The 19,744-nt window shown below is 74.3% G+C and carries 19 protein-coding genes; 8 read left to right on the top strand and 11 right to left on the bottom strand.

The genetic code is table 11. The features are described from left to right. Window position 1: 1 nt before the first annotated feature. Complete coding sequence (polX, locus tag OG556_RS29250) at window positions 2–1,786, bottom strand: DNA polymerase/3'-5' exonuclease PolX (protein ID WP_371521363.1); 1,785 nt, start codon at window positions 1,784–1,786, stop codon at window positions 2–4. 317 nt (window positions 1,787–2,103) lie between these two features. Between polX and OG556_RS29255 the strand changes: the two genes are divergently transcribed. From OG556_RS29255 to OG556_RS29265, 3 genes are all read left to right on the top strand, one after another. Then, window positions 2,104–2,808, top strand: coding sequence for a hypothetical protein (locus tag OG556_RS29255; RefSeq protein ID WP_371521365.1), 705 nt, complete (start codon window positions 2,104–2,106; stop codon window positions 2,806–2,808). Window positions 2,809–2,922: 114 nt separating this feature from the next. Continuing rightward, entirely contained in the window at window positions 2,923–3,585 is a 663-nt protein-coding gene (locus tag OG556_RS29260; protein WP_371521367.1) for an ArsR/SmtB family transcription factor, read from the top strand. Continuing rightward, on the top strand, window positions 3,585–4,964 hold the full coding sequence (locus tag OG556_RS29265) for an MFS transporter (RefSeq protein ID WP_371521369.1): 1,380 nt from the start codon (window positions 3,585–3,587) through the stop codon (window positions 4,962–4,964). Before OG556_RS29260 ends, OG556_RS29265 begins: the two co-directional genes overlap by 1 nt. A 91-nt stretch (window positions 4,965–5,055) precedes the next feature. On the opposite strand, the gene OG556_RS29270 is transcribed toward OG556_RS29265, so the two are convergent. Together OG556_RS29270 and OG556_RS29275 are read right to left on the bottom strand one after the other, a co-directional pair. After that, a complete protein-coding gene (locus tag OG556_RS29270) occupies window positions 5,056–6,285 on the bottom strand; it encodes a GNAT family N-acetyltransferase (RefSeq protein WP_371521370.1) in 1,230 nt (409 codons plus the stop codon). Between the two features lie 110 nt (window positions 6,286–6,395). After that, window positions 6,396–7,334: a DMT family transporter gene (locus OG556_RS29275; RefSeq protein ID WP_371521372.1), complete on the bottom strand. Its 939-nt coding sequence runs from the start codon at window positions 7,332–7,334 to the stop codon at window positions 6,396–6,398. 250 nt (window positions 7,335–7,584) lie between these two features. Between OG556_RS29275 and OG556_RS29280 the strand changes: the two genes are divergently transcribed. Continuing rightward, window positions 7,585–7,848: a dsRBD fold-containing protein gene (locus OG556_RS29280; RefSeq protein WP_371521373.1), complete on the top strand. Its 264-nt coding sequence runs from the start codon at window positions 7,585–7,587 to the stop codon at window positions 7,846–7,848. A 185-nt stretch (window positions 7,849–8,033) separates the two neighbouring features. Here OG556_RS29280 and OG556_RS29285 read toward each other — a convergent pair whose 3' ends face one another. The 3 genes from OG556_RS29285 to OG556_RS29295 form a co-directional block, all read right to left on the bottom strand. Continuing rightward, window positions 8,034–8,921 (bottom strand): alpha/beta fold hydrolase, encoded by an 888-nt coding sequence (locus OG556_RS29285; protein ID WP_371521375.1) that lies wholly within the window; start codon window positions 8,919–8,921, stop codon window positions 8,034–8,036. A 167-nt stretch (window positions 8,922–9,088) separates the two neighbouring features. Further along, entirely contained in the window at window positions 9,089–9,436 is a 348-nt protein-coding gene (locus OG556_RS29290) for a hypothetical protein (protein WP_371521377.1), read from the bottom strand. Window positions 9,437–9,555: 119 nt separating this feature from the next. Then, window positions 9,556–10,479: an AEC family transporter gene (locus OG556_RS29295; RefSeq protein WP_371521379.1), complete on the bottom strand. Its 924-nt coding sequence runs from the start codon at window positions 10,477–10,479 to the stop codon at window positions 9,556–9,558. Between the two features lie 108 nt (window positions 10,480–10,587). On the opposite strand from OG556_RS29295, the gene OG556_RS29300 reads away from it, so the two are divergent. Continuing rightward, on the top strand, window positions 10,588–11,067 hold the full coding sequence (locus OG556_RS29300) for an HD domain-containing protein (RefSeq protein ID WP_371521381.1): 480 nt from the start codon (window positions 10,588–10,590) through the stop codon (window positions 11,065–11,067). 201 nt (window positions 11,068–11,268) lie between these two features. Here the strand turns inward: OG556_RS29300 and OG556_RS29305 are convergent, their stop codons facing one another. Both OG556_RS29305 and OG556_RS29310 read right to left on the bottom strand, forming a co-directional pair. Next, a complete protein-coding gene (locus OG556_RS29305) occupies window positions 11,269–11,643 on the bottom strand; it encodes a transglycosylase SLT domain-containing protein (RefSeq protein WP_350879079.1) in 375 nt (124 codons plus the stop codon). 540 nt (window positions 11,644–12,183) lie between these two features. Next, window positions 12,184–13,788 carry a carboxyl transferase domain-containing protein gene (locus OG556_RS29310; RefSeq protein ID WP_371521382.1) on the bottom strand — a complete coding sequence of 535 codons (1,605 nt, stop codon included), beginning with the start codon at window positions 13,786–13,788 and terminating at the stop codon, window positions 12,184–12,186. Window positions 13,789–14,079: 291 nt separating this feature from the next. Here OG556_RS29310 and OG556_RS29315 point away from each other — a divergent pair, with 291 nt between their 5' ends. Then, window positions 14,080–14,472 (top strand): ribonuclease, encoded by a 393-nt coding sequence (locus tag OG556_RS29315; RefSeq protein ID WP_371521384.1) that lies wholly within the window; start codon window positions 14,080–14,082, stop codon window positions 14,470–14,472. Window positions 14,473–14,593: 121 nt separating this feature from the next. On the opposite strand, the gene OG556_RS29320 is transcribed toward OG556_RS29315, so the two are convergent. Further along, on the bottom strand, window positions 14,594–15,412 hold the full coding sequence (locus tag OG556_RS29320) for an MOSC domain-containing protein (RefSeq protein ID WP_371521386.1): 819 nt from the start codon (window positions 15,410–15,412) through the stop codon (window positions 14,594–14,596). Window positions 15,413–15,537: 125 nt separating this feature from the next. On the opposite strand from OG556_RS29320, the gene OG556_RS29325 reads away from it, so the two are divergent. Both OG556_RS29325 and OG556_RS29330 read left to right on the top strand, forming a co-directional pair. After that, a complete protein-coding gene (locus OG556_RS29325; RefSeq protein WP_371521388.1) occupies window positions 15,538–16,209 on the top strand; it encodes a TetR/AcrR family transcriptional regulator in 672 nt (223 codons plus the stop codon). A gap of 295 nt (window positions 16,210–16,504) precedes the next feature. Then, the gene (locus OG556_RS29330; protein WP_371521390.1) at window positions 16,505–17,062 is read left to right on the top strand and encodes a universal stress protein; all 558 of its coding nucleotides are present in this window, start codon (window positions 16,505–16,507) and stop codon (window positions 17,060–17,062) included. A 29-nt stretch (window positions 17,063–17,091) separates the two neighbouring features. On the opposite strand, the gene OG556_RS29335 is transcribed toward OG556_RS29330, so the two are convergent. Further along, window positions 17,092–17,814, bottom strand: a complete 723-nt coding sequence (locus tag OG556_RS29335) for an alpha/beta hydrolase (protein ID WP_371521392.1) — start codon at window positions 17,812–17,814, stop codon at window positions 17,092–17,094. A gap of 876 nt (window positions 17,815–18,690) precedes the next feature. Then, window positions 18,691–19,584: an IclR family transcriptional regulator gene (locus OG556_RS29340; RefSeq protein WP_371521394.1), complete on the bottom strand. Its 894-nt coding sequence runs from the start codon at window positions 19,582–19,584 to the stop codon at window positions 18,691–18,693. Between the last annotated feature and the right edge of the window lie 160 nt (window positions 19,585–19,744).

Genomic DNA, 19,744 nt, shown 5'->3' on the forward strand with positions numbered 1-19,744 from the left:
CTCAGCGCAGCGCGTCCTTGCGGAGGAAACGCTTCAGCCGCTGCCAGGGCCAGGTGTTGATCACGTCCTCGGCGGTGAGCCAGCCGCGCTGCGCCGTACCGATGCCGAAGCGCGGGTAGGCGAGCTGCCCGGTGGAGTGGGCGTCGCTGTCGATCGCGAAGCGGACGCCGTGCCGCTTCGCCCGTAGGACGTCCTCGTCGCGCAGGTCGAGCCGCTGCGGGGAACTGTTGATCTCGATCGCGGTGCCGGTGCGCGCGGCGGCCGCGAACACCGCGTCCAGGTCGACGTCGATCGGGCCGCGGCGGCCGATCCTCCGGGTGGTGAGGTGGCCGATGACGTGCACGTGCGGATTCTCGCAGGCGCGGATCAGTCGGCGGGTCTGGGCGGCCCGGTCGGCGGTGAAGTGCGAGTGCACGGAGGCCACGCAGACGTCGAAGCCGGCCAGGAACCCGGGCGGCCAGTCCACCCCGCCGTCCGGGCCGATGTTCAGCTCGGTGCCGTGCAGGAGGCGCAGCTTCCGGTGGCGGTCGGCGAGTCGGCGCAGATGCTCGCGCTGGGCGAGCATCTTCTCGTCCGTCATCCGCTGCATCACCAGGTCCGGCGCGTGGTCGGTGACGGCGTAGTAGGAGTAGCCGCGGGCGGCCGCGGCGTCGATCATCTCCTCCAGGGTGGCCAGGCCGTCGGTCAGGTCGGTGTGCGTGTGCAGGTCGCCGCGCAGGTCCGCCTCCTGGACCAGATCGGGGAGTTCACCGCGCAGGGCGGCCTCGATCTCGCCCCGGTCCTCGCGCAGCGGCGGTGCGATCCACGGCAGGCCGAGTGCCGCGTACACCTCGTCCTCGGTCGCGGACGCCACCTTGGCGCCGTCCGCGTCCACGCTGCCCGCGCCCTCGCCGTCCGCTTCCTCGCCGTCCGATCCCTCGGTGGAGGTCCGGAACAGGCCGTACTCCGAGAGCTTCAGCCCGGCCCGGACGGCCATCGTGCGCAGCCGGATGTTGTGCGCCTTCGATCCGGTGAAGTAGACGAGTGCCGCGCCCCAGTCCTCCTCCGGGACGACCCGCAGGTCCACCTGCACGCCCCCGGTGGTGCGCACCGAGGTCTTGGTCGGACCGCTCGCGATCACCTCGGCCACGTACGGGAGTCCGGTGAGCGCGGCCATCAGCGGGGCGGAGTCGGCGGCCGTCGCCAGCACGTCGACGTCGCCGACCGTCTCGCGCATCCGGCGCAGCGACCCCGCGTACGCGCAGCGGGTGCAGCCGGGCACGGCGGACAGCGCGGCGACGAGCTGATCGGCCAGTTCGGTGGCCGCGTCGAGCAGCGTGCGGCCGCCGGAGCGCCGCAGCAACTCGATGCCGTGCAGGATCTTCTCGCCGCTGCGCTCGCCGAAGCCCGCCACGCCGGACAGCCGGTCGGAGCGGACCGCCTCGGCCAGGTCGTCGACGGAGGCGATGCCCAGGTCGCGGTAGAGGGCGAGGGCGCGCTTGGGGCCGACACCGGGCACGGCCGTCATCTCCCGGACGCCGGAAGGGACTTCGGCGCGCAGGGCCTCCAGGGCGGTGATCCGCCCGGTGGTGAGGTATTCGGCGACCTTCTCGGCGGTGGACTTCCCGACGCCGGGGATCTGCTGCAGGCCCTTGGCGTCCAGGCCGGCGACGTCCTCGGAGTGGCCGCCCACCGCGCGGGCGGCCTTCTCGTAGGCCCGCGCCCGGAAGGCGTCCCCGCCGGTGATGTTGATCAGGTCGGCGTACTCCTGGAGCAGCTCTCGCACCTGGTCGTTGAGCCGGGGCATGGGGCCAGTCTAGAAGCGTCTCCGGGCTCCGGCCCGGGCGGCGGACCTCCGGGCGGGCGAAGGGAGTTCGTGAGGCCCGGCCCGGGGTCGGCGGCGCCGCGTCGCGGGCCTGCGGCGGGCCGGGGGCCGGGCCTGCCCCGCCGGTCGGCGGGTGTGGCACCGGCCGACCGGCGGGGGTGGTGCCCGGTTCGCATCCCGGAGCCGGATTGTCACCCGAACGAGTGAGGTGCAGGCTGACACCAGGGCCTGGGAAGCGGCCCGCGCCGGTCGGCCGCGGCACTGATGACGGCCGCCGGCGATGCGCGAGGGGCAGGGCGATGGCAAGCGGGAAGCTCTGGGGCTATGTCGCATCGGGGGCCAGGGCGCTCGGCGCCCTCGGCGGGCCGGGTGGCCCCGGCCGCGCGGGCGGGTCCGGCGGCGCGGTGGCGGGTGAGGAACCGGGAGCGTTGCGACCGGGCGAGATGGCCGGGCCCCGGGCGCTGTCCCGGCCGGAACTGGAGCGCGTCGAGTGGACCGGCCGGCAGGCCGGCTGCGAGCCGCAGGCGCGGCACGTCCAGGTGGGCGAGGTGGTCCGCAAGGTGGTGCGCGGCGGCGGCCGGGCGGCGGCGGTGACGACCCGGCTGGCGCCGGGGCTGCCGGTGGTGGCCGCGGACGCCCGGCGGCTGGAGGCCGCGCTCGCCGGCCTGGTCGACCACGCGATCCGGCGCAACCCGCCCGGCGGGCGGGTGCTGGTCCGCGCCGAGGTGGCGGGCGGGCCCGGCCCGGCCGCGACGGCCCTGCGGGCGGCCGGGTTGAGCGGGGCGGCGCGACCGCGCGGGCGGGTGGAGATCCGGGTGGCCGATCGGGGGTCGTCCGAGCTGCCCGGGGCGCGGGAGTGGCTGCTCGCGGGCGCCCGCGCCGACGGGCCGGTCGGGCCGGCCGTGCACAGCCTGGTACTGGCGGCGGGCGGGCGACTGGCGGTGGAGGCCACCCCCGGCGGCGGGTTGACGGTGGTGCTGCTGCTGGTGGTCGCGCACGACTGACGGAAGGCCGGCGGACGGTCGGCGGGTGGCCCTGCGTACCCCTGGTGCTCACCGCAAAGACTTCTTCGCAAAAAACCCTTTGCAAAGATGTCTTTGCGGTTCTACGCTCCTGCCATGACCGATGAACGCGGCTGGATGCACAGCGATGACCCGCACATCGTCCTCACGGCCAAGGGCATGCGGGCGATGGCCCACCCCGTGCGCATGCAGCTGGTCGGGCTGCTGCGCAAGCACGGCCCCTCCACGGCGACCAGGCTCGCCGAGCAACTGGGGCTCAACTCCGGGGCGACCAGCTACCACCTCCGCCAGCTCGCCGCCGCGGGCTTCGTCGAGGAGGATCCCGAGCGCGGGAACGCCCGTGAGCGGTGGTGGCGTTCGGCCCACAAGTTCACCGTCTGGACGAGTGACGACATGGCCGACGAGGAGCTCGACACGGCCGTCGGCTTCCTCCGGTCCGTCCTCACCGCCCACGCCCTGGCCGCACAGCGGTCGGTCGACGCCTTCGAGACGATGCCGCGGGAGTGGCGCAAGGCGGTCGGCCTCAGCGACGTGCTGTTGCAGCTCACCCCCGAGGAGGCCGAGCAACTGGCCGCCGATCTGTCCGCGGTGGTGCGGCGCTACCGCGTGCTGGATGCGGAGGGGCCGGCCCCGGAGGGCACCGAGCGGGTCGCCGTGGTCGTCCACGTGCTGCCCGACGCGAGCGTGGGCACCGGCGCTGGTGCCGACAGCGACAGCCACACCGACACCGGTACCGACACCGGTGAGGCGGGGGCCTGATGGCCACCGTCGTCGACGCGCCCGCGCGCAGCCTCCGGCCGCTGGTCGGGGTGCTCTCCGCCATGGCCGTCTCCATCACCGGGACCCGCGTCTCGGCCATCGCCCTGCCCTGGTTCGTCCTGGCCACCACCGGCAGCGCCACCATGACGGGCCTGGTCGCCTTCGCCGAGATGGCGCCGTACGTGCTGGTCAAGGCGCTGACCGGGCCCCTGGTCGACCGGCTCGGGCCGCGGGTGGTGTCCTGGACGACGGACTTGGTGAGCGCCGTCGCGGCCGGGCTGGTCCCACTGCTGCACGCCCTGGGGATGCTGCCGTTCGGGGTGCTGCTGGCGATGGTCGCGGTGATCGGCGCGATGCGCGGCCCGGGGGATCTGGCCAAGTCGGTCATGGTCCCGGAGGCCGCCGACCGCGCCCGGGTGCCGATGGAGCGCGCCACCGGTCTCTCCGGCGTCACCGAACGGCTGGCTTCCACGGTCGGTCCGGCGGTCGGTGGCGGGCTGGTCGCGCTGATGGGCCCGCTGGCCGGGCTGGCGCTCAACGCCGCCACCTTCGCCCTGGGGTCCCTCGTCATCGCCTTCGCCCTGCCGCGCGGGATGGGGCGCGCGGCGGACCCGGCACCCGCTGCCGAGCAGGCCGCAGAAGCCGACTCCGGGGCCGACTCCGGGGCCGAACCGGTGGGTTACTGGCGGATGTTCCGCGAAGGCTTCACCTTCCTGCGCTCCGATCCGCTGCTGCTCACCGTGACGGTGCTGGTCGGCATCACCAACCTGCTCGACGCCGGGTTCATGACGGTCCTCCTCCCGGTCTGGGCGCGGGAGTCGGGGAACGGCCCGGCCGCCATCGGCCTGACCGGCACCGCCGGGGGGATCACGGCGGTCGTCGGCAGCCTGATCGCGGCGGCCATCGCCCACCGGCTGCCCCGCCGGACGGTGTTCTTCGCCGGCTTCCTGCTCGTCGGAGCCCCGCGCTTCCTGGTGCTCGCGTGCGGCGCGCCGCTGTGGGTGGTGCTCACGGTCTTCGCGGTCGGCGGCTTCGGCGGCGGTTTCCTCAACCCGATCCTCGGCGCGGTGCTCTTCGAGCGGGTGCCCCGCCACCTGCTCGGCCGCGTCCACGCCCTCGGCGACTCCCTCGCCTGGGCCGGTATCCCGCTCGGCGGCCTGCTGGCGGGTGCGGCGGTCGGCCTCGTCGGGCTGATACCCACCCTGGTCGCGGGCGGCGCCCTCTACTTCGCCTCCACCAACCTGGCCGGGTTGCGGCCGGAGTGGCGCGAGATGGACCGCCGGCGCGGCCGGACGGGCACCGCCGACGAGGCGAAGCCCGAGTCGGGGACGGAGCCCGAGCCCGGGCTTGCGCCCGCGTCGGTCCCGGCGCGCCCGTAGGCCTGTCGCACAGGGGCGGCGAGGCGAGCGTGCGGCCGGGACCAGTCGGGCAGAACCAGTCGGGCAGAACCGGTCAGTCAGAACCGGCCGGTCAGAACCAGTGCAGGCAGTGCGGGGCGCGCTCGGCGCTGAAGAGGGCGTCGGCGAGGGCGGCCGCGCCCGGGCGGTGGGCCCGGATGTGCCCGGCCCGTACGAGCGTGCTCGGGGTGGTGCCGCCGAGGTAGACCGAGCCCAGGTCGCTCACGTCCAGGGACAGGTCGGGCTCCCGGTCCGTCGGGACGCACTCGGCCTTCCCGTCCCGGACGGTCAGCAGGTAGCGGCCGTGCTCGCCGAGGAACGGGTCGTCGACGTCGAGGACGAGCTCGCCGTCCACGAACCAGCCGCGCGCGGTCAACGCCCGCGGGACGTCCAGCAGTCGCACCCAGAGCCAGTCGGTGCTGCTGCTCCCCTCGCCGGCGTTGAAGTCCGCGAGCTGCCAGCGCAGCGGGTGGTCGGACGGAACGTGCTTGAACACGACCTGGGAGACCAGGTCGTGTTCGAGCACGAACCGGGCCAGGGCCGTGGCGACGGCGTCGTCGGTGGCGATGGTCTCGTCGACCGTCAAGGTGCCGTCGGCGAGCGAGTAGCTGGCGTAGCCGTCCGGGACACCGTCGGCACCCCGGTGGACGGCGACGTAGCGCGACGCCGTGGAGACCGGGGGCCGGCCCGCGCCCGAGGCCCACCAGCGGTGCGGCCGGGACAGCGCGCCGGGCTGCGTGCGGCGGTACCGGTCGTAGACCGCTTCCAGGATCTCGCCGCACTCGGCCCGCCGCAGCAGCTCGATCGAGCCGGTGTCCGGGCCGGGGGCCGCAGCGTCGGCCGTTCCGCGCGCCCGGGGGAGGGCGAAGGCGGCCCGATGGCGCGGCACCGTCAGCCGCTGCGTGTACGTCGCCGGTCCGTAGCCGAACCTGCGGTAGATCACGGCCTCGGAGGCCAGCAGCACGGAGAGGAACTCCCCGCGGGCCCGGAACCCGGCGAGCTGGCTCCGCATCATCGCGGTGAGCACGCCCCGGCGCCGGTGCGAGGGCAGGACGCCGACGCCGGTCACCCCGCTGGTGGGGACGACGGCCTCACCGGGCAGGGTGAGCTCGAAGGTGTACGCGCCGGCGGTGCCGACGGGCCGCCCCTCCGGCGTCACGGCGAGCAGGTTGCGGTCCATCTCGGTCGCCGACCACCAGAGCCCGCCGCCATCGGTCGGGGTTTCCGGGAAGAGCCCGAACGCGGCATGGAGCGTGTCGACGTAGACGTCGAGGTCCTGATCGGTTGTCGGACGGATCTCCATCGCTGCCGTTTCCTCCCCTGGATGACGACGGCACCACGGCCCGTGTGCCTCGCCACAGTGCAGCGTCGACCCGTGGCCCGGTCAAGCGAATTACGTTCCGGCACCGGTGGTCAGGCCGGACCGTTTCCCGGACGGCCTCCGGGGCCTTCCTCGGGCCGCTCGTCCTCCGGTGGAGCCCCGACGCTCTCCAGGGTTTCGCGGACGCTGCCCGGCATCGCCGGGTGGCGGCCGATCACGATCACCCCGACCACGATGGCCAGCAGTCCGGCGGACTGCCAGGCCAGCGCACCCGGCGTGACCCGCAGCCGGTCGCCGAGGAAGCCGACCGCGCAGGCGATCCCGGACAGCGGCTGGGCGGCGGTCAGCGCCGGCAGGGACATCCGCAGCGGCGCGGCCTCGAAGGCGCTCTGCACCAGCAGCAGTCCGACCACGCCCGCCGCCACCACCGCGTACGGCTGCCAGCTGCGCAGCACCGCGTCCAGCCCGCTGTGGTCGAGGCGCTGGGTGGTGGTGCGGGTCAGCGCGTCCTGGAGGCCGTAGAGCAGGCCGGCGGCGAGGGCCAGCAGGGTGGCCTCCTCGAACAGCGGCAGCCGCCGGGCCAACGAGACCAGGAGCAGGGTCAGCCCGACCACCGTGCCGACCACCAGCCAGTGCCGCAGTTCCCCGGCGGGCGCACCGCCGCCGGTGGGCCGGCCGGCCACGATGAACGCCGTCACCCCGAGGCCGAGGAGCAGCACCCCGGCCCAGCCCGAGCGGCCGAGGGTCTGGCGGGTCAGCACCCGGGAGAGCGCCATGGCGAACAGCAGGTTGGTCGCGAGCAGCGGCTCGACGAGCGACGCCTCGCCCTGGTTGAGGGCGAGCGCGGACAGGATCAGTCCGCACACCATGAACCCGGTGCCGAGCAGCCACTCGGGCATCCGCATCAGGTCCAGGAGCAGCCGCCAGTGCAGCAGGTCGGCACGGGGCGCCCGCTGCGCCGCGTGCTGCTGGAGGACGAAGCCGAGGCCCAGGCAGCAGGCGGCGCCGAGGGCGAGGAGGAAGACCGCCACGGAGGGACCACCCGGTTGTCACTGCCCGCGCCGCGCCGGCGGGTCCGGGTTCGGTCGGCGGTCGCGGCGCGCTTCCGTCAGCGTACCGCCGGGTCGGCGGCGCGGCCCGGCCGGCGGCGGAGAGCAGCCGGGGCCGGGCCCGCTTGCCGCCACGGGCCGGACGGGCGCACGCTGGTGTGAGCGGCCGCCACGGCTCACCGTCCGTGCCGGTCCGGACAGGCGCGAGGGGGCCGCTGCCAGGAGGTGTGGCATGCACAACCAGTGGGACGTGGAGCTGAGCTTCGAGGAAGACGGAGTGCACACGGCGTGCGAGGCCAGGCTGATCGGTGCGCGGGCGCCGGGCTTGCGCGCCCACGGGGAGTCGATGAAGAGCACGGACGACCGCCCGCTCGCCAGGATCGGTGAGGAGGTCGCGGCCTCCCGAGCTCTGGAGGAGCTGTCCCGCAAGCTGCGGGCGCAGGCCACCGGGGAGATCGAGGACGAAGGACACCGCCCCGGGTACCTGATCTACTGACCCCCGCCCCCGTCGGCCGTCCCGCGCTCGCATGGGACGGCCCGGGACCACGCGGACGTCAGGACCAGGGGTTCGGGCCGATCCGTCGCCGGAGGATTGCGCGCAGCGGCCGGGCCGGGCCGGTTCGGCGCGGCCCGGCGCGGGCGTGGCGTTCGCGCGGTCCGAACGCCCCCCGCCCCCCGCCGTCAGCCGTGGGGGGCGGCGAGGAATCCGGTCAGCCGGGCGTTGACCTCCGCCGCGCCCGCCATGGGCAGGTGGTGGTGCGAGAGGCCCGGCAGGACGGCGACCGTCGCCTCGGGCAGGGCGCGGCGGGCGGCCTCGGCGACCCGGGGGGCGTGGTGGGTGCGGCTGTGTTCGGCGAACAGGGCGAGGGTCGGGGCGGTGAGGGAGCGCAGCCGGTCGAGGCCGGGGCGGGGGCCGGTGACGACGCGGGTGGCGGGGAAGTCGGCGTATCCGAGGGCGTAGACCTCGCGCCAGCCGGGGTCCGGGCGGGGGCCGTCGCCGGCCTCCCAGTCGAGGTAGGCGCGGGCCCGGGCGGCGGTGCGGCGGGGGAGGAAGAGCGGCAGGGCGTGCAGCAGGTAGTCGGGGCGGAAGCCGGCGAAGCACTGGGTGGGATCGAGGAGGGCGAGGCGGCCGACCCGGGCGGGCGCGTGCAGGGCGTACTCCAGGGCGATCCAGCCGCCGTAGGAGTGGCCGCAGAAGTCGGCCCGGGGGAGGCCGAGTTGGTCGAGGACGGTGTCCAGCCAGCCGAGCAGTCCGGGGACGCCGGCGAGCGGGGCGCCGTCGTGGACGCTGCGGCCCGGGTCGCCGATGAGGTCGGGGGCGAGGACGCGGTGCCCGGCGGCCGTCCACGCGGCGACGTTGGCGAACCACATGGTGGAGGTGGCGCCGCCGCCGTGCAGCAGGACGAGGGGGCGGCCGTCGGACGGGCCGCAGGCGTTGATCCGGGTGGTGCCGTGGGGCGTTCGGACGGTGAGGTGCTCGACCGGGACGGGCCAGCGGGCCAGCACGGCGTCGTACGCGGTGAGGAAGGCGGCGGTGCGGGCGGGGGAGGGCGTGGTGCGGGCGGACATGATGGGCCTCCGGGGGGGGTGAAGGCGGCACCCGACCGATCTGCGGGCGCTGATCCGCCTGTTGGACGGCTCCCGGGCCGGCCGGGTGGTGACCTGGGCCGGCTCGGGGAGGCGTTGGGGTTGAACTCGGCGGGCACCACCGGTCCGGGGGAGTGACCGGCGGGGCGTCAGAACCAGGTCTCGCCGTAGTGCGGCCCGGGGTGGTCCTCGCGCAGCAGGCAGATGTTGGGGTCGCGCGGGGGCTCCGGCCCCTCGTACGGGCCGACGGCCGGGCAGCGCGGCCCGACCTCGACCAGGTACTCGGGCCAGGACGCCCAGTGCAGGTCGAAGCCCACGCCCTGGACCAGCGCGCAATGGGTGCCGCCGTGCCCGCCGGCGAGGTCGCAGCGCAGGCGCGGATCGATCAGGAAGGCGCCGCGCGGAACGGTGTTGTAGTGGTCCACGTCCGTCTGCGGCAGCGTGACGACGGACGGACAGTGGTGGAACTCTGCGGAACGAAGGTCCGGTTGGCTCATGGGCGCCAGCATTCCACCAGGAGTCCGGCGAGGGCCCCGGTTCCCCGCTTTTGTACGGCTCGCGGGGGACAACTGTCGTGCCGTGTACGGGTGGTCGTCGCCCCGCCGGGAGGCTCCGGCTACGCGGCGAGGGACCAGCTGACCACCGACAGGGTCGCCATCGACGCCAGGGTCGACCAGAGCACCGAGTCCCGGGCGAGCCCGGTGCCCTGGCCGTACTCGCGGGCGTAGACGTAGACGTTCTGCGCGGTGGGCAGGGCGGAGAAGAGCACCACGGTGAGGAGTTGGTGCGCGGGGAGGTGGAGCAGCGGGCCGGCCACCGCGAAGGCGATCAGCGGCTGTATCAGGGTCTTGACCGCGACGGTCAGCCCGACCTCGGCGTGGCGCGAACGGCCGGTGGCCGGCGGGCGGTTGTGCAGCGACATGCCGAGGGCGACCAGGGCGGTCGGTACGGCGGCGCCGCCGAGCAGTTCGCAGGAGCGGTTCAGCTCGGCGGGCAGGTGGAGCCCGCAGGCGGAGGCGACGGCGCCGAGCGCGGTGGCCAACAGGATGGGGTTGCGCAGCGGCAGGGTGAGCAGGGCCCGGCGGCCGGCCGCGCCGCCGTCGAGGACGGCCAGCACCGCGGGCGTGACCACCAGGATCTGGAACAGCACCACCGGTGCGACGAAGGAGGCGTCACCGAGGAGCTGCATCGCCACCGGGATGCCGAGGTTGGCCGAGTTGACGTACCCGCAGGCCATCGCGCCGATCGCCAACTCGCCGCTCTCGCGCCGGAACAGCAGGCGCCCGGCGAGCAGCCCGAGGCCGATCGAGACGACGGTGCCGGCGGTGAAGGCGAGCATCGAGGGGTTGGCGAAGTGGTCCAACGGGGTGCGGACGATCATCAGGAACAGCGAGGCCGGCATCGCCACGTGGAAGACGAACCGGTTGAGCACCGGCTCCGCGTGCGGCCCGAGCAGCCCGGTCCGGCCGACCAGGTAGCCGATCCCGGTCAGCGCCCAGATCGGGGCGAATCCGGACAGCAGCGGGTGCAGGGATGGCATGGTTCCTCGGATCGCTCGGACGGTCTGCCGGGTGGGCCGGGGGTCTCCCGCCCCGGGGCAGTAAACCAGTGAGCGCGAACGGGCAGACCACGGGCCTACGATGAGCCGATGGAGCCCGAGAACGCGCCGATGGAGCCCGAGTACCTGAGTCTGGCCGAGGTGGAGACGATCGCTTGCCGCGCGCACGAGGGGCAGGTCGACAAGAACGGCCACCCGTACGGCGAGCACATCGCGGCGGTCGCACACGGGACGGCCGCGCGCGGTGGCAGCGACGCCCAGATCGCGGCGGGCTGGCTGCACGACACCGTCGAGGACGGCCGGTTGAGCCGGGAGTGGCTGGCGGGGGCCGCGTTGCCCGAGGCCACCAAGACGATCGTAGACGCGCTCACCCGCCGCCCCGACGAGCCGGTCGAGGCGTACACCGCGCGGGTCCTGGCCACGCCGGGCGCGCTGCTGGTCAAGCGTGCCGACCTCGCCCACAACTCGGACCCGGCCCGGCTGGCCGTGCTGGACGCCGCGACCGCCGAGCGGTTGGCCGCCAAGTACGCGCGGATGCGGGAACTGCTCGGGCTCACCGGCGAGCTCTGAGCGACGGGGCGCGGCCCGGGCGAGCCGGGAGCGGGTCGCGCGCTCTGCGAGAGGTGTGCGGGAACCACGAGAGGGCCCGGGCCACGCGGATCGCGCGGGCCCGGGCCCTCTGGGGTCACCCCGGTGATCCCTGTCCGACCCCCGGGGTGAGGGGGGAATGGTCAGGATGCGGGTGGAGTCCGGTGAGCCGAGGTGGTCGGCTTAGTACCAGTGGTTGGCCTGCCAGAAGGTCCACGCGGCGTTCGGGCTGCCGTAGCGGGAGTTCATGTAGTCCAGCGCCCACTTGATCTGGGTGGTCGCGTTGGTCTTCCAGTCGGAGCCGTGCGTCGCCATCTTGGAGCCCGGCAGCGCCTGGGCCAGGCCGTACGCGCCCGAGCTGGCGTTGGTCGCGGTCACGTTCCAGCTGGACTCGTGGGCGATGATCTGGCTGAAGGAGGCAAGCTGGTTCGCCGGGACGATCTGGGCGGCCACGGCCTGCGGGGACAGGGTGGCGGCGTTCGCGGTGGCGGGCAGCACACCCGCGCCCAGGGCGGTCAGACCGGCGGCGCCGGCGAGAATCGCGGCGGAAGTGCGCATACGGAGCTTGAAAGTGGGCATGAAGAACAGGACCTCAATCAGGTTGGGCCGGGTCACGCCCCGCCTTGGACCGTGGCCGGACAGGGGCCGAGAAGGTCGTGGGGCGTGACCTGGCAGTAAGTCGCTACCGGCGGGACAGGTGCCGGTGCGGCTGACGACTGAGCCATTGTTGGCATGCCGGATCGGGCGTCGCCAAGACCCCCTTGTTACGACGCCCCGTCGTATGGGGGGCAGTTGCCGTGGATTCGAAGGGTCGGCTGCGCGGAGCGCGCCGACCGTCGCTGACCTGCGCGAACACCGCGTCGGCGGGTTGGGGCGCGGGTGCCCGGGACGTGCCACTATCGCCCGTCGTGGACCGCATTCCGGTGTGAGCGCACTCACCGTTTGGGCCGCTGCGGCCATCACCCGCCGGTCTGCGGCCGGCACGTTGGGTACAGACGATCTCGCCGCCGTTGAGACCGGCGCCACACCCGTGGGGGCCCGGGGGAGACCGCCGGGCCCGGCGGAGATCAGTGGAGACCGGCAGGCTCCCGCCGACGTTCAGCGGAGGTCGCCGAGGCGGCGGTGACGCAGGGCCCGCGCCGCGAGGCGGTCCGGCTCCGGCAGCGCCGCCAGCCCGCCGAGCGCGGCACCGACCGCTCGTCCCAGCCGCGCGCAGAACGCCTCCGGCTCGTCCGCCGCGTCCGGCCGCTCCTCGACCACCTCGTCCACCAGCCCCACCTCCGCCAGGTGGCCCGCGCCGATGCCCTGGGAGCGGGCCAGCTCGGCGGCGTGCCCGCCGTCCCGGTGGACGATCGCGGACGCGCCCTCCGGCGGCAGTGGCGCCAGCCAGGCGTGCCCGGCGGCGAGCACCCGGTCGGCCGGGAGCAGCGCCAGCGCGCCGCCGCCCGAGCCCTGGCCGAGCAGTACCGCCAGCACGGGTGTGCGCAGTGCCAGCAGGGTGGTCAGGCAGTGCGCGATCTCGACCGCGATCCCGTCCAGCTCGGCCTGCGCGGACAGTTCGGCCCCGGCCGTGTCGACGACCGTGACCAGCGGCAGCCCCAACTGCTCCGCGACCCGCGCGGTGCGCCGGACGGCCCGCAGGTCGGCGGCCGTGAACGGGCGCTCGTGCTCCGGGGTCTGCCGCTGCTGGCCGACCACCAGGACCGGCCGGCCCCCGAGGACGGCGAGGGCGCGGACCAGTGCGCCGTCCCGCCCGCCGGGGGCGTCCAGCAGCACCAGTTCCTCGGCGGTGTGGCGCAGCAGCTCGCGGGTGCCCGGGCGGTCGGGGCGACGGGTGCGGCGGACGGAATCCCAGGCGTCGGGGTGTTCGGCGGCCCCGGCGGCGGTCTTGTCGGGGGTGGGGTCGGGGCCGGGGGCGCCGGTGCCGCCGGTGTCCGCGCCGCCCGGGGCGGGCGCGGTGGTGGCGAGGACGGCGAGCGTGCGGCGGACCAGCTCGCGCAGGTCCTCGGGCGGCACGACGGCGTCCACCAGGCCGCGTCCGGCGAGCGTCTCCGCCCGCTGCACGTCCGGGGGCAGTTCCACGCCGCGCAGTTCCTCGTAGACGCGCGGGCCGAGGAAGCCGAGCCGGGCGCCCGGCTCGGCGAACACCAGCTGGCCGAGCGTGCCCCAGGAGGCGAAGACCCCGCCCATGGTCGGGTTCCGTAGATAGGTGAGATAGGGGAGACCGGCCGCGCGGTGCGCCTGGACCGCGGCGGTGATCCGCAGCATGCACAGGAAGGCCGCCGACCCCTCCTGCATGCGCGTCCCGCCGGAGACGGGCAGGGCGAGCAGTGGCAGCCGCTCGGCGGTGGCGCGCTCGACGGCGCGGGTGATCCGCTCGGCGGTGGCCACGCCGATCGAGCCGCCGAGGAAGCCGAACTCGGAGGCGACCAGCGCCACCGGCCGCCCGCCGACCAGGCCGGCGCCGGTGAGGACGGCCTCGTCGAGACCGGTGCGTGCGCGGGCCCGGTCGAGCGAGGCGCGGTAGCCGGGGTCGGCGGGAGGGCCTGCGGGCGGCTCGTCCCAGCCCTGGAAGGCGCCGGGGTCGACCAGCAGTCCGATCAGCTGCCGCGCGGTCAGCGGCGCGCCCGTGCCCGTGCCCGTGGCCGGGTGGGCTCCCGGGCCCGCGCTCGTGTCCGTCCCCGTGTTGGTCCCCGTGTTCATGCCCACCCCGTCAGCGGTCGTTCCGGTCCGACATGATCCGTCACTCTATGCGGCGCGACCGGAGCGGGGAGCGAACGTGAGGAAGCTGTGAGGAGGCCGACAGCGGGCGGGTCGCTAGTTCGACGGCGGTCGACCCATGGGGTGTCCGGGCGGTTCGTGGACGGCGCCGGCCAGGCTCGGGTCGGAGCCGGGATACGGCTCAAGTCGCTGGTCAGGCAGGTGAGTTACCCGACGGTTAATAGTTTGTCGCAGGGCTTCCGGAGTTGTCGGTGGCTGGTCACACTGGTGGACATGACCCGCACTCTACGCGCGTGGAAGACCCGCGCTGCCGCCGTCACCGCCGTCGCCCTGATGACCCTCGCGCCCGTCGCCGTCGCCACCGAGGCGCACGCCGACGTGAGCGGCACGGTGTGTCTGTCCACCCTCCCGCCCGAGGCGACCGACACCCTCAACCTGATCGCCACCGACGGGCCGTTCCCGTACTCCCAGGACGGCGTCGTGTTCCAGAACAGAGAGCACGTCCTGCCCAGCCAGTCCTACGGCTACTACCACGAGTACACCGTCATCACGCCCGGTGCCCCGACCCGCGGCACCCGCCGGATCATCACCGGCCAGGCGACCCAGGAGGACTACTACACCGGTGACCACTACGTCACGTTCTCGCTGATCGACCAGGGCTGCTGACACGCGCCCCACGCCCCTCCCGGCCCCGGCGCACATCTCCGCCGGGGCCGCCGGAACGACGGGCCCGCCGGATCGCCGAGGGGCGACCCCCGCCCGCCCCGGCGGCCCGCCGCGACCGGCCTCAGAGCTCGGACGGCCCCCAGGCCTCCACCACCAGCTCGTCCCCGACCCGCAGCGTGCCGGGCCGCAGCACCGCGAACTTGCTGCCGAACGCGACCCCGCCGACCGCCGCCCGGCGGTAGCCGGCCAGCGTCCGCAGCGGCTCCGGACCGGCCTTCGCGCCCGTCGACTGGTCGACCAGCGTCACCGAGCAGCGGATCGCGAGCTTGGCATAGGCCAACTCGGCGCCGCCCACGGTGATCCGGCGGGTCAGGTCCTCGGTGTGCGGTTCGTCCCAGCCGTCCACCACCAGGTTCGGGCGGAACCGGTCCGCCGGCACGGGCAGTCCGCCGCTCAGCGCGTTGAAGCGCTCCAGCGACGCGCGGGACAGCAGGTGCACCGCGCAACTGTCGGCGTAGCCGGACGTGCCCGGCACCAGCCCGTCGGACACCCGGTCGTGCTCCGGCGGCACCCGGACCAGGCGGCTGCGGACACCCAGCACCCCGGACAACCAGCCGGCCACCTCCTCGCCCTGGTCGATCCCGAAGAACGGGGCGCCGAACAGCTGCACCGGCCGGCGCGGACCCGCGGTGTCCACGGCGACGGTCACCGGCTCCACACCCGGGGCGTCAAGGGTCAGCCGGCGGCCGTCCTCCCCGACCGTCGGGCGGACCGTGGCCAGCAGGCGGTCCCGGCGCTGGGAGCGGAACACCCCGTCCTCGTCCACCACCATGAACGCCCGGTCGTGGGCCAGCCCCGCCGGAGTCAGCTCCGCCCGCGCCACCTCGACCCCGGCACACCCCTTCACCGGGTAGTACCGCAACTCCACCACTTCGGCCATGGCCGCCCCCTCGACTCACCGCGGCCCCCCGCGGGCCGCCGCGGACCCCGTACGGAATCAACGCCCCCGTAGGGTAGTTGACCCGTCGCCCGACCACCTGCCCCCGGGATTGCTAGGGTCGGGACATGGCACCGAGCAGCGCGAACCCCCCGGGAAGACTCCGGCGCGACGCCCAGCGCAACCGCGACCTGCTGCTCGCCGCCGCCCGCGGCATGTTCTCCCGGCACGGCCTCGACGTCCCGCTGGACCAGATCGCCAAGGAGGCCGGCGTCGGCAACGCCACCCTCTACCGCCACTTCCCGACCCGCGAGGCGCTGATCGGCGAGGTGTTCGCCGACGCCGCCGTCGGCCTGGCCGGGGCCGGCGAGGAAGCCCTCGCCGCCGAGGACGCCTGGACCGCGCTCGAACACTACTTCGAGCGCATCTTCGAACTCGTCGCCGCCGACCGCGGCATCAACGACCTCGTCACCCAGGCCATCCCCACCATCCCCGGCATGATCGAGATCAGCCGCCGGCACGCCGCCACCGTCGGCGCCCTCATCGCCCGCGCCCAGGACCAGGGCACCATGCGGCGCGACGTGGTCACCATGGACCTGCTCTTCCTGCTCGGCCCGCTCTGCCGCGCCCTGCCCGCCACCACCGACCTGCGCCCCGACCTCTGGCGCCGCTACCTCGCCCTGCTCCTCGACGGCTTCCGCGCCCAGGCCACCCACCCGCTGCCCGTCCCCCCGATCGGCGAGGAACACCTGGACCGGATGTTCGCCGACCTCTGGGAAGCCGAACCACCGGAGGCGTAGGCGAGCCGTTCCACGCCGGGAAGCCGTCGGCCTTCACCTTCACTGGAGTGCCGTGACGAGGATGTCCGAACCGCCCGTTGCGCTGCCGAGAGGTCACTGACGATGGTGCCTTCGAACCCGCGCAGGCGGGGGTTCGAAGACACGCCCTGCCGCCCACGGGGCATCAGGGACACGTACGGAACACCCGCGCGCGCGTCAGAGGCGTGTCAACGGGCGCCGGAGGCGCGGTGCCGGCCCGCTTTGCTGGAGGACGACAGCACGGCACGGCGGTACGGACCGAGAGGCGGGGCGAACCATGGCGGACAGCGAGATATCCGGCGCGGACGGGGCAGCGGAGCGGGCCGACCGCGCGGGCCGGATCGTCGTCGGCGTCAGCGGCTCGCTCGGCAGCCTCGCCGCCCTCCACCACGCCGTCGCCGAAGCCCACCGCACCGACGCCGAGGTCCTCGCCCTCCTCTGCTGGACCTCGCCCGGCGAGGAGATCGGCTACCACCGCACACCCTGCCCGGCCGCGATCACCGCCGGCCGCGACGCCGCCGTCGCCCGGCTCCGGCAAGCCCTCGACGAGGCCTTCGCCGGCCGCTACGCCGGAGTCCGGCTGCGCTGCCAGGCCGTCCGCGGCGACACCGGACACACCCTGGTCCGCTTCGCCGACCACCCCGACGACCTGCTCGTCCTCGGCGCCGGCAGCAGCCGCGGCTGCCTCTCCCGGGTGCTGCGCCCCTCCGTCGCCGCCTACTGCGTCCGGCACGCGAGCTGCCCCGTTCTCGCCGTCCCCCGGCCGCCGCTGCAGCGCGACCTGGAGGCCATGGAACGGGGCCATGGCCTGCGCTCCCTCGTCTCGGGGCGGTAGGCCGCGCGCCTGCCCGCGGCGCCGCCTGGCTACGGCAGCCCGGCGGCCTCGGCGAGGACGGCGGCGGTGCGGCGTCCGGCGCGCAGCACCGCTTCGGCGGTGGCGGGGAGGCAGCGGTCCGCCTCGGCGTCGTACACGGTCATGATGACGCCCGCGTGGTCGGTGGCGGGTTCGAGAACCCGTACCGCCGACATCTGCTTCGTCAGAGCAGTGCTCAGTTGCCGGGTGTGCTCGATGTCCAGCACCCCGTCCTCCGTGCCGTGGACCAGCCAGAGGGGGACGGGGGAGGGCTGTTCGGCCAGCAGGTCGAGGGGGGCGTCCCCGGTGGTGATCGCCGGGCGGGCGTAGCTGGAGGAGATGCCGACGGCGGCGACGGGGCGCCGCTCGGCGGGGGTGTCGGGGTGGGTGGCCACGGCTACGGCCTCCCGGCCGCCCAGTGACCAGCCGGCCAGGACCAGGCGGTCCGGGTCCCCGCCGTACGCGGCGGCGGTGCGGCGGGCGTGGGCGAGCGAGGCGAGCAGTTCGGCGCGGCCGCCGTCCGGCCGGTCGGAGCGCCAGTCCGGGACGAGCACCAGCAGGCCGAGCCCGGCGGCCTCCCGGGCGAGCGGCCGCAGCACGTCGCGCTCGTCGGGGCCCCGGCCGTGCCACAGCAGTACGACGGGCGCGGGCCCGGCGGTGCCGGCGGGCGGGCGGTGCACGTCCATGAGCCGCCCGTCGGCGTACGGGGTGGCTTCGGGTTGAGCGCTCGTCATGCGGGGTTCGCCTCCGGTTCGGTGCCTGATCACGGAGCTGGTACTGTACTTCTCGTCGCGAGGGGGATGATTCCTCGTCAGGCGTCAGTGGTGCTACCAGAGCACGTCCTACTTTCAGTAGGAAGAGTCCGTGCGATCCGGGCCTGGCGCTCCAATTGTCGGACGGGGTCCGGTGCCTTTCTAAAGGTGCCGGGCCTTGTTTGCTTTTGGGGTGGGGTTTGGCCGGGGGTTCGGTGTGTGGGTGTGGGGCTGGTATTGTTCTGGGTGTCGCGAGGGGGATGATTCCTCGTCAGGCGTCAGTGGTGCTACCAGAGCACGTCCTACTTTCAGTAGGAAGAGTCCGTGCGATCCGGGCCTGGCGCTCCAATTGTCGGACGGGGTCCGGTGCCTTTCAAAGGGTGCCGGGCCTTGTTTGCTTTTGGGGTGGGGTTTGGCCGGGGGTTCGGTGTGTGGGTGTGGGGCTGGTATTGTTCTGGGTGTCGCGAGGGGGATGATTCCTCGTCAGGCGTCAGTGGTGCTACCAGAGCACGTCCTACTTTCAGTAGGAAGAGTCCGTGCGACCCGGGCCTGGCGCTCCAATTGTCGGACGGGGTCCGGTGCCTTTCTAAAGGTGCCGGGCCTTGTTTGCTTTTGGGGTGGGGTTTGGCCGGGGGTTCGGTGTGTGGGTGTGGGGCTGGTATTGTTCTGGGTGTCGCGAGGGGGATGATTCCTCGTCAGGCGTCAGTGGTGCTACCAGAGCACGTCCTACTTTCAGTAGGAAGAGTCCGTGCGACCCGGGCCTGGCGCTCCAATAGTCGGATGAGGTCCGGTGCCTTTCTAAAGGTGCCGGACCTCATTCGCTTTTCCGGGCTGTTTCGGTGCGCGGGCAGGACGCGGTCAGGACGGCTGGCGGTCGGAACCGAGTTCGCGGGAGATCCGCAGTCCGGCCTGGGCGACGACGGGGCCGAGGGCGCGGACGCGGGCGGCGGTCATGCGGGAGGTCAGGCCGGAGACCGACAGGGCGGCGGTGACCTCGCCGGCGTGGTCGAAGATCGGTGCGGCGACGCAGCGGACCTCGGGTTCGTTCTCGCGGTCGTCGATGGAGTAGCCGCGGGCGCGGATCCGGGCGAGGTCGGCGCGCAGCCGGGTCTCGTCGGAGATGGTCCAGGCGGTGACCGGGCGCAGGCCCGCGGCGACGACCTCGGTGACGGCCTCGTCGGGCAGCCAGGCGAGGATGGCCTTTCCGGTGGCGGTGCAGTAGGCGGGGGCCCGGCTGCCGACGCGGGAGGCCATGCGGACGTTGGTCTCGTCCTCGACCTTGTCCAGGTAGACGATTCCGGGGGCCTGCCAGACGGTCAGGTGGACGGTCTCGCCGGCCTCGCGCTGGAGCCGGCGAAGGTGTTCGGCGGCGACGCTGCGCAGGTCGAGGGTGGAGAGGTAGGCCTGGCCGAGTCGCAGTGAGCCGTGGCCGAGCCGGAACCAGCCGGTCTCGCGGTCGCGGTCGAGGAGGTGCTCGTCGAGCAGCGGGCCCGCGAGCCGCAGCACGGTGCTCTTGTTGAGGCCGAGCGCTTCGGCGAGTTGGGCGAGCGGGACGCCGCGCCCGTCGCTGTGGTCGCGGACGTGGCCGAGGACGGCGAGCGCGCGGCGCAGCGAGGACGACTGGTTGCGTTCGGTCGCGGGTTTGCGCCCGGCGGCCGCGCCCGTGGGGCGTTCGGCCGCCGCGCCGGTGGGTCTGTCGGCCGCCGTGCCCGCGGGTCGCTCGGTCTCCGCGTCGGGCCCCGTCTCCGTCATGGGTGGTCCGTCCCTGTCTCGTTCCGCTGTCGAGTGCTACTGCTGCGTGCTGCTGCCGTGTACTGCTGTCGCGTGCTGCGGCCGCGTTCTGCCGGTGTTCCCCCGCTCGACGGCGGCGGTTGTCAGAAGGTACCCGTTCGCGTCCGCAACGCCGCTTCTT

This window comes from Kitasatospora sp. NBC_01300, from assembly GCF_041435235.1.
In the GTDB taxonomy this organism is placed as follows: Bacteria; Actinomycetota; Actinomycetes; order Streptomycetales; family Streptomycetaceae; genus Kitasatospora.